Source organism: Modicisalibacter luteus DSM 23508, assembly GCF_000378505.1.
Taxonomy (GTDB): Bacteria; Pseudomonadota; Gammaproteobacteria; order Pseudomonadales; family Halomonadaceae; genus Modicisalibacter; species Modicisalibacter luteus.
Genome location: NZ_KB900022.1, coordinates 1 through 8,516, shown reverse-complemented (window position 1 = coordinate 8,516; position 8,516 = coordinate 1). Strand labels below are relative to the sequence as shown.

The 8,516-nt window shown below is 55.1% G+C and carries 9 protein-coding genes and 1 pseudogene; 1 reads left to right on the top strand and 9 read right to left on the bottom strand.

The window, feature by feature from the left end; translation table 11 throughout:
* From F568_RS0121680 to F568_RS0121655, 8 genes and pseudogenes are all read right to left on the bottom strand, one after another.
* Nucleotides 1–237, bottom strand: a 237-nt coding sequence (locus F568_RS0121680; protein WP_019020841.1) for a transposase, incomplete at its 3' end; no start/stop codon positions are given.
* A complete protein-coding gene (locus F568_RS25525) occupies nucleotides 123–452 on the bottom strand; it encodes a flagellar transcriptional regulator FlhD (protein ID WP_211213472.1) in 330 nt (109 codons plus the stop codon). The genes F568_RS0121680 and F568_RS25525, both read right to left, overlap by 115 nt.
* Before the next feature lie 317 nt (nucleotides 453–769).
* On the bottom strand, nucleotides 770–1,396 hold the full coding sequence (locus F568_RS26280) for a methyl-accepting chemotaxis protein (RefSeq protein WP_308428067.1): 627 nt from the start codon (nucleotides 1,394–1,396) through the stop codon (nucleotides 770–772).
* A gap of 38 nt (nucleotides 1,397–1,434) precedes the next feature.
* On the bottom strand, nucleotides 1,435–2,040 hold the full coding sequence (locus F568_RS26275) for a HAMP domain-containing protein (RefSeq protein WP_308428069.1): 606 nt from the start codon (nucleotides 2,038–2,040) through the stop codon (nucleotides 1,435–1,437).
* A 27-nt stretch (nucleotides 2,041–2,067) separates the two neighbouring features.
* Nucleotides 2,068–2,468: pseudogene (locus tag F568_RS26270) on the bottom strand (cache domain-containing protein); the annotation flags it as partial.
* Nucleotides 2,469–2,538: 70 nt separating this feature from the next.
* Nucleotides 2,539–3,036, bottom strand: coding sequence for an HPP family protein (locus F568_RS26490; RefSeq protein WP_083933094.1), 498 nt, complete (start codon nucleotides 3,034–3,036; stop codon nucleotides 2,539–2,541).
* Nucleotides 3,036–5,969 carry a molybdopterin oxidoreductase family protein gene (locus tag F568_RS0121660; protein ID WP_019020838.1) on the bottom strand — a complete coding sequence of 978 codons (2,934 nt, stop codon included), beginning with the start codon at nucleotides 5,967–5,969 and terminating at the stop codon, nucleotides 3,036–3,038. Before F568_RS0121660 ends, F568_RS26490 begins: the two co-directional genes overlap by 1 nt.
* A gap of 385 nt (nucleotides 5,970–6,354) precedes the next feature.
* On the bottom strand, nucleotides 6,355–7,473 hold the full coding sequence (locus F568_RS0121655; protein ID WP_019020659.1) for a phospholipase D-like domain-containing protein: 1,119 nt from the start codon (nucleotides 7,471–7,473) through the stop codon (nucleotides 6,355–6,357).
* Nucleotides 7,474–7,795: 322 nt separating this feature from the next.
* Between F568_RS0121655 and F568_RS26485 the strand changes: the two genes are divergently transcribed.
* On the top strand, nucleotides 7,796–8,206 hold the full coding sequence (locus F568_RS26485; protein ID WP_019020658.1) for a con-10 family general stress protein: 411 nt from the start codon (nucleotides 7,796–7,798) through the stop codon (nucleotides 8,204–8,206).
* A 99-nt stretch (nucleotides 8,207–8,305) separates the two neighbouring features.
* Here the strand turns inward: F568_RS26485 and F568_RS0121645 are convergent.
* Nucleotides 8,306–8,516: DUF2795 domain-containing protein (locus tag F568_RS0121645; protein ID WP_019020657.1), on the bottom strand; the 211-nt coding region annotated here is incomplete at its 5' end.

The following is an 8,516-nucleotide window of genomic DNA, read 5'->3' as shown; positions in this document are numbered from 1 at the left end:
CCAGACACCCGCCTCCTGCCAGTCACGCAAGCGACGCCAGCAGGTGACGCCTGAGCCGCAGCCCATCTCCTGCGGCAGCATCTCCCAGGGGATGCCTGAGCGCAGGACGAACAGGATGCCTGTCAGGGCGGCGCGGTTGGAGACGGGAGGCCGGCCGCCACGCGGCTTGGGTTTCGGTGGTGGCAGCAGCGGCTCGACAATGGACCAGAGTTCATCGGATACGATCTGTTTAGCCATACTGAAAATCTAGGAATGGCTGATGCCGTTTTCAAGGTTTTGAAAGGCACTGTTAATTGCTTGACCAACAGCAAAGCTAACATGTCTGCCATGGGCTCGCTGATCTTGAGGCGGAGCATGGCAGTGGCGCGATCCTCGTTAATGAGGCGCTGCATCAACAATAGATACGAAAGGTTGATGTCCTGGATGTCGTTCAGGAGGCTATTAGTCAGCATGTTGTCATTCCCTGCGTTTGCATAAACGATGGCCTGGCGCCATTCGGTTTTTATGAGGGTGTATCCAAGAGGCGACATTCGCGAACCGCCGCGTCACTATTGTGAGACACATTTATGATTCGCTGCAACGCTTTATACAGTGGAAATTACTAATAATCTAATAATTTGACGAAACGCAAACTAATGAATTTATCTTACTGTTTTTAAATATGTTTTACTTGGCATCGTCTAGGCAGTTGGATCCGAGCCATAACACCTTCACTTGTAATTTGCCTCACCCCATGAATATGGCGCGAGCTGTGTTCAATCTTGCGTCTCTATGTTGCGACAGGTAGGGCAGTGCTTGGTGCGTACGCTACTGAAGGGGTTTGGTGAGATACCCGACCGGGTTCCCCGGATCGGGTACTAGGCTCTGATCGCCTTTTTACAGGCTTAGAATTCCTCCCATTCCTCTTGGGGCTTTTTGCCACTGGCTTGGTGGCTGGAGGCAGCATTTGATTGGGGGCAGGGTGGCTGGCCTTCGTATCGACGATGTCGTCACCCAAGATAAAGGAGTTGATCAGCCAGTTGAGACGTTGTGCGTGTTCGCTCATTCCGCTGGCCGCCGATGATGTCTGTTGCACCATGGCCGCGTTTTGCTGGGTCATGGTATCCATTTCGGCAACCGCCGTATTGATCTGACCGATTCCGCTGCTCTGTTCCTTGGCGCCTGCGCTAATCTCAGCAATGACGTCGGTGACCCGGGATACGCTGGCGACAATGTCGTGCATGGTCTGGCCCGCCGTGCGTACCAATTCAGCGCCTGAGCGTGTGTGGGACGACGAGGTATCGATCAGCTCGCGGATCTCACGTGATGCATCGCTAGAGCGGCTGGCCAGGGTACGCACCTCCTGAGCCACCACGGCAAAGCCTCGTCCATGCTCACCAGCACGGGCGGCTTCCACGGAAGCATTCAGTGCCAGGATGTTGGTTTGGAAGGCAATCAATCGATCATGGTGATGATATCGCTGATCTTGGCGGCTGAGGCGTTAATATCCTCCATGGTTTTCTCGACCTGGCTCATCGCTGCCTCGCCCTGTCGGGCAACATCGGCAGTCGACTGCACCAGCTGGTTGGCCTGTTGTGCTGACTCAGAGCTCTGGTTGACCGTCGAGGTAATCTCCTCCATCGAGGCCGACGTTTCCTGCAGATTCGCCGCGGCCTGATCGGTACGGGTGGCCAGCTCTTCACTGCTCTGAGCAATCTCACCCGTCGCTCGATGGATGCTGTGGGTACTGGCACGCACGTCCCGCAGGGTGCGCTGCATGCGCTCCACAAAGGCATTGAACTGGGTAGCCAGTTCGTCTATTTCATCTTTGCTCTCGACACGTAGGCGCCGCGTCAGGTCGCCCTGGCCATTGGCTATGTCTTTCATGGCGTCGGCAGTACGACGAATCGGTTGGACGGTACGACGCACCAGCAAGATAGCGATGATAGCGACACCCCCAAACATGGCCACACCGACCAACACCGCAACCCATACTGCATAACGGATTTTCTTGGCTGCTAGTGCTTCCGCCTCCGCCATGGTCGCATTAATATCAGTCATGTAGGTCCCGGCGCCCAGCATCCAGCCCCACGTGTCGATGCCGGTAGCATAGGAATACTTGGTTTCGACCTCGCCGCTGGCCGGATGCGGCCAGGCGTACTGGTAATGACCGCCGCCCTGCTTGCGAGGGTGATCATGTCGCGGATCAGCAGGTTGCCATGCTTATCCTTTGTCTCGATGGCGTTCTTGCCGATGCTTTCCGGCTTCACTGGCTGTACCAGCGTGGTGCCCTGATAGTCGTAGACGAAGACATAGTTGCTGCCGTCGAATCGCAGGCCACTGAGAATCTCCTTGGCGCGAGCCTGGGCTTCGGTGTCGTTGGGGCCGGCCTCGGCGACGATCGGTTCGATGGCCGACTCCGTCGATCGCTGTATTTCTGCTCGGATGGCGTGCGTGGTCGTGGCGCGTTTATGAAGAATCTGAGCCATGGGTCATCCTCCGACAATGGTTCGTAAGATAGTCCATTACTCTTAGGGACCACACACGTAGGAAACAGCACTAGTCACTCCTAACCAGAGAGAAGCGACGCACCCCGCCGCCCAGGATCGTTAAGAGGCTGATGCCAAGCAACACCGTGCCAATCCCATGCCACGTCGGATCGATGGCCCCTAATGCAACCAATAACGTTGTTGCAGCAGCGGGGGGATGCTGAATCTTGAGCCCCGCTTGAATCCCTACGGAAGAGACAAGGGCAATCACTGCGGCAGCGATTCGTGGCCATGTCAGCTGCTCCGCGCTCATAACTGAGGGCACGATGTTCGCTCCGGTTAGATATACCGCAGCCACACCTGTAAGCAGACCTATCAGATGGCCAAGAAAGGTATTGCCTGCCCGGGCACTGGCAAGGTGGGGGGTTAAGGTATGCAAGTAGATGCTTGGCCCAAGGCTGGGGATGAGTAAAGGCTGCCCGATCCCCCAACCCAGGAGCCCGATGGTTCCGAGCACCATGCCCGAGAGGGCAGCCGCAGTTAGCGAGCGGTGTCTCCAATGTACCATCAACTCGGGACGATCAGGCTTTGAGGAGCAGCCTGTTTGATTCGTGTCAGGAACCACTTACGTTGACGCTCGTTGGTATGTAGCGTTTTTCGTAGCGCCTCGAGAAATGCTTCATCCCGCAGGGCTTGGGCCGCTTGGCTCAGCGCAATTACCGAGATCATGCTCTCGTTGACCAGCAGCCAAAGATCGTGCAGGTCTCGCAACAGCGCGAAGCTACCTTTTCCTTTACCACCGAAATCGAAAAGCTGGTCCAGTCTTCCAGCTTCATTCGTGCTCCCTAGGCCATATTTGTCAGCGAACGGTTCAAGCCGCTCAATCGCCTCGCTGGACCATTTGGTAAACAGGGTACACTCTGGGGCAATGTCGGGAACGTTGGAGTGTGTCTGCTTTACTGCCTCGTAAGCTCTGATCAAGCGCTTTTCGCTCTGGATTAGGAGTTGTAGATAGTCCGCCACATGGCTTGGTACGCCCTCATTCCCCATATTCCCCTGGGGCCCACCTTTCTCTGAGACATGAGCATGAGAGGCGACGGCCTGTTTCAGTTCAGACAGAACAGAACCCAAGGCACTGTCTCTGCGCTCTTTGTTATGGCCTGATTCGCCCGCCTGATTTGCTTTCTGTTCTGTTGCGTGACCGGTCAGTTTCTCGATACGGACGGCTGCATACTTGAAAGTGGGTTGCTTGCTGACGGGGTCCCATTCAAAGATCGTCAGCTCGTTTGCGGCGCGTGGCCTACCGTCCTTTTCATCCCAATAGCCAAAATGGAAGGGCATGAACACATGACCCCGTCGAATATCGCGCACACGGGCCGGCGCCATTGCCTTGCCCCGGCGTGATGTGACACGCACCATATCGCCCTCTTCGATGTCGAGTGCCTCGGCATCCTGAGGATTCAGCTGGACGAAGGCGTCCGGTTCCTTATTCTGGAGCTCGGGTGAACGCCCAGTCTTGGTGCGGGTATGGAAGTGATATACGACACGGCCGGTAGATAACCACATAGGGTAGTCCTCATCGGGTACTTCCATGTGGGGTTCGAATTCGGCCGGCTTCAGTATGGCCCTGCCGTTGGCCGCCCGTGCCCGAAACTCATCCTGCGTCACGGCGCCGCCAGTAAGTAGGTCATGCCCATAAGTCTCACATTGCTCGTCTGTCGTAGGGAACTGCAGGTCCGAGTAGAGTTGGTGATGTCCTTCGGGGTACTGCTCGTTGCATGGCCACGCGATACCGGATCCACCCGTCAGCTTGGCGTAGCTAAGCCCGGTGTAATCGCAAGGGCGTCCTCGGGTGCATGCCTTCCAGGCCTCGAAAGCCTCCTCAGGCGTGTGCCACTTGATGAGTGGTTGTCCATCCTTGTCACGGAAATCCATGCGTCGGGCAAAATCCAGGAAGATATCCAAGTCGGCCTTGGCTTCGCCGGGTGGCTCAATGGCCTTGTGTGATATATGTACTGTACGGTCAACATTGGTAGAGCAGCCCGTCTTCTCGCCCCAGATCGCCGCGGGCAGCACAACATCGGCATATGCTGCGGTCTCGGTCATGAACGCATCCTGCACGACCAGGAAAAGGCCTTCTTTCTCCAGGATGTTTCGGATCTTGTTCAGGTCCGGCATCGACACGGCGGGGTTGGTCGCGCTGATCCAGAGCATGCGGATGGAGCCAGACTCTACGAGATGAAAGATATTCAACGCATGAGTAGGTGGCGCCCAGTGCGGGATGATCGCCGGGTCCACATTCCACAACGCCGCGAGTTCCTGAATATGGTCTTCATTATCCCAATTCCTGAACGCTGGCAGGTCACCGTCGGCGCCCGTCTCGCGCGTATTCTGCGCGGTCGGCTGACCATTCATTTGTAAAATACCGCAGCCAGGGCGCCCGATCATGCCACGAATCAGGTTGATGTTATTGATCTGCACCGCAGCAGCGGTTGCCTGGTTGGACTGGTAAACGCCTTGCAGGGCGGTTGATATCAGTCTTTCGGCCTGTCCAATCGCATCAGCAGCAGCTTGGAGCTTTGCAATATCGAGCCCGGTTATCTCGGCCACGCGCTCGGGGGGATAAGCCGCCACCGTGTGCTCCAAATCTTCAAAACCGATGGTGTGCTCGGCGATGAATTCTCGGTCAATCTGGCCGTTCTTGATAAGCAGATACAGTAACCCATTGAGCAGCACGACATTCGTTCCAACCTTGGGAGCCAAATGGATGTCAGCTTCCTTGGCGGTTGCCGTCTCCCGCGGGTCGATCACGACCAGTTTAGGCGGGTTGGGTGCAGCCCGACGGTCCAAGATGCGCATCCAGAGTACGGTATCCGTGTTCGAGATGTTGTGGCCTACGTGCAGGATCGTGTCGGCCACGTCGATATCGAAGTAACTGCCCGGCTGGCCATCCGAGCCGAAGGTCTCCTTGAGCGCTGCGGCAGAGGTGGCCGTACATAGGCGGGTATTACCATCCATATGGGGTGTCCCGAGCCCGGCCTTACCAATCACACCTAGCGTATAATATTCTTCCAGATAGAGCTGGCCAGACGTGTAGAAGCCGATGCTGCTGGCCGTGTATCGATCCCTGAGCTCTCGCGTCCGATTGACGATAAGCTCCATAGCCTCATCCCAGGTGGCCGGCTTGAGCTCGCCATCTTGACGAATAAGCGGATGAGTCAGACGGTCGGCACTGTTGTTGGCTTCCCAGCCATGTAAGCCCTTGGGCCCTAGCCGCCCTTTGTTGACCACATCCTCCTTACGCCCGCGGACCCCAACGATCTTGCCATCCTTTACTCCGATATCGAGAGCGCAGCCATTGGAGCAGAGCAGGCAGGTCGACTGTACCCAGTCATCAGGTGCATCGAGAGTGCGCTCATCGACTCTCTCCGGCCATGTTCCTTCATTATGGAGAGTTCGCTCTCCCCAGATATCCTTAATGCTGTCGCGAGTAATAGTCATCCGTAACCTCTTCATTCCCTGTGTAATGCCGCTTCAAGTCGGGTGACAGGGCGTTATTCGAAGGAAATACGCCTTGGCGCCAATGGAATATCGCCGTGTTGCCGCTTTTACAGAGATGCTAGCTTTGTGAATTCCATGAATTTTAGCCTTAGAAAGGCTCTGCTTAACGACAATAGCCCGTGCAATAAAATTCGAACCTGGATGAAAAATAGCAGTAGTTCGCCTTAAAGTTATTTCCCCGATGGGGACGTTATGTTGCGCTGTGTAAATTCCTAGCTAAGGGCACGGAGGCGTTTATGCAAGATAAGCTTCTTGCCCCCGAACACGAGCGTGCCCATCAAAATGATAAGTGACTGAGCTCTGCCGGCATACGCAGTGTGTAAGCTTAACGAAGCAGTGTCGCCCAACTGTTTACGGTACCAAGTGCTCGTTCACGGGTCCGCTGAAGCCAGGGGCGCTGTGCCCACGCTTTCGGACAGACCTCTTGGCTAGCCTTGAGATTGTCTTCGAACAGCGCGGCAACATCGGTAGCAAACCGACTATCCTCTACTTCCTGGTTGGCTTCCAGATTCCAGCGCAAGCTCCAGTGATCGAAATTACATGATCCTATCGTGACCCAGTCATCAACCAGGCAGAACTTGGCGTGAGTAAAGGACGGATGGTATTCGAAGATGCGCACGCCGGCACGCAGCAGCTGCCCATAATAGCGTTGTCCTGCATAGCGCACGCTGGGGTGATCGTGTTTTTCACCGGCGACCAGTAGACGGACATCGACACCGCGCTGTGCTGCGGCCATCAAGCGCTGACGAAGACTGATGGTCGGCAGAAAGTAGGGGGTGTAGACCCAAACGCGTTGGGTAGCTGTCACGATACGCTGCTGGAGAGAGTCCCGAATCGCTTGGTAGCAACGTCCCCGTCCCCAGATGACTCGCCCTTGCATGCCCTGCTTGTAAGGTTCGGTTGCCGCATCAAGCACCATTCTCTGTGCCCCCGGTCCCTTGTCGTTGCCCTGAGTCAGCGAAGAATTCCAGACTTGGGCAAACAGCGCTGTCCAGTCATTAACAACGGGACCTTCGATTCGTACCGCTATGTCGTACCACCTATCGAGGAAGTCGTCTGTCAGACAGAACCCCCCCGTGAATGCGACACCTCCATCCACCAGCACCAGCTTGCGGTGGTCTCGCGTCAGCTTGTTCAAGCGTTTCAGGTAAGGTGGATTGAAAAAGCGCAAGGTGACACCTGCCTGCGTCAGACGCTCCCTGTCATTTTTCTTGAGGCCGTTGGCCCCAAAGCCATCGAGGAGCACCTGCACATGAACGCCACGGGCTGTTGCCCGAACGAGGGCATCAATGAACCTGTCAGCAAGATGTCCCGATTCGGTCAGGTACTGCTCGAAAAGAATTGAATCATTCGCATCATCAATAGCCGCTAACATTTCTGGTATGTAGCGCTTGCCTTCTGGTAACAATGTAAAGTGATTGCCGTTCCGCCATTCGTTGCGCATCACTAGAACCCTCCTTGGCATCCGTGGTGCTAATTCACTGATCCTAAAAGCCTAAACATATTCTAGGTAAAATATTGTGTTGATAACGGTTGTTGAGGTTGTAACTTGGGTTTAACAGGCAATCCTTTAAAGCAGGCTGTGCAGCGAAAAACGAGCGAAACCAAGTGCAGCGGATGCTGTGTTCGCATGAGTTGCATGATTCTTAATCTCGACTACCTTGAAGGTATCTGGCGGATAACGCTAGTGCGGGTTGCTTAACATATAGTTGATCTTAAGTACCAGCATAAATGGACTTACCATGGTTTATTAACAGGAGGTTATCATGGCTAATAAACCCAAAGATGAAGGCATGTCCGTAAACGAGGCGGGTCAGAAAGGTGGCAAGGCGAACGCTGAGAGCCATGACCGCGAGCACTTTGAAGAGATCGGGCACAAAGGCGGCACCGCAAACGCCGAATCTCACGATCGCGAGCACTTTGAAGAGATCGGTAGCAAGGGCGGCCAGAATAGTGGTGGTAACTTCGCAAATGACCCTGAGAGAGCTTCTGAAGCTGGACAGAAGGGCGGCCAGCATAGCGGGGGCAACTTCGCTAACGATCCCGAGAAGGCCTCTGAAGCCGGCCAGAAGGGCGGCAAGCATAGCGGAGGAAATTTCGCTAATGATCCGGAAAAAGCCTCGGAAGCTGGCAAGAAAGGCGGACAGAACAGCAACAGCGGTGGCCGCAATTCCTAATCGTTCGGCTATTATTGAAGATCGTTTAGCATAGCAAGCGATCTGGCAGCAGGGGCAGATATTCTTATCTGCCCCTGTTTTGTCTCTAGGTAAGAACTATTACTCAGCTTCCCCTATGCCTTTCATGACGCCTGCCATATCCTCGTATTGCTCGTCAGGCATGTTTCGAATCACTTCGAGCACATCTTCCTCTGCGCCGTTTTCCTTGGCCTGTTTCTCAAGGTCCGCCCGCGATGCAGGAAAGTTGGTGCCTTTTAGATGATGAGTCACGTTTGCAGGTGAATGCCCTCCGACGCCTCGGGTCATATCT

Coding starts and splice junctions, on each gene's coding strand:
- F568_RS26490 (WP_083933094.1), bottom strand. CDS start 3,036: ATGGTACATTGGAGACACCGCTCGCTAACTGCGGCTGCCCTCTCGGGC.
- F568_RS0121660 (WP_019020838.1), bottom strand. CDS start 5,969: ATGACTATTACTCGCGACAGCATTAAGGATATCTGGGGAGAGCGAACT.
- F568_RS26275 (WP_308428069.1), bottom strand. CDS start 2,040: ATGACTGATATTAATGCGACCATGGCGGAGGCGGAAGCACTAGCAGCC.
- F568_RS0121655 (WP_019020659.1), bottom strand. CDS start 7,473: ATGCGCAACGAATGGCGGAACGGCAATCACTTTACATTGTTACCAGAA.
- F568_RS25525 (WP_211213472.1), bottom strand. CDS start 452: ATGCTGACTAATAGCCTCCTGAACGACATCCAGGACATCAACCTTTCG.
- F568_RS26485 (WP_019020658.1), top strand. CDS start 7,796: ATGGCTAATAAACCCAAAGATGAAGGCATGTCCGTAAACGAGGCGGGT.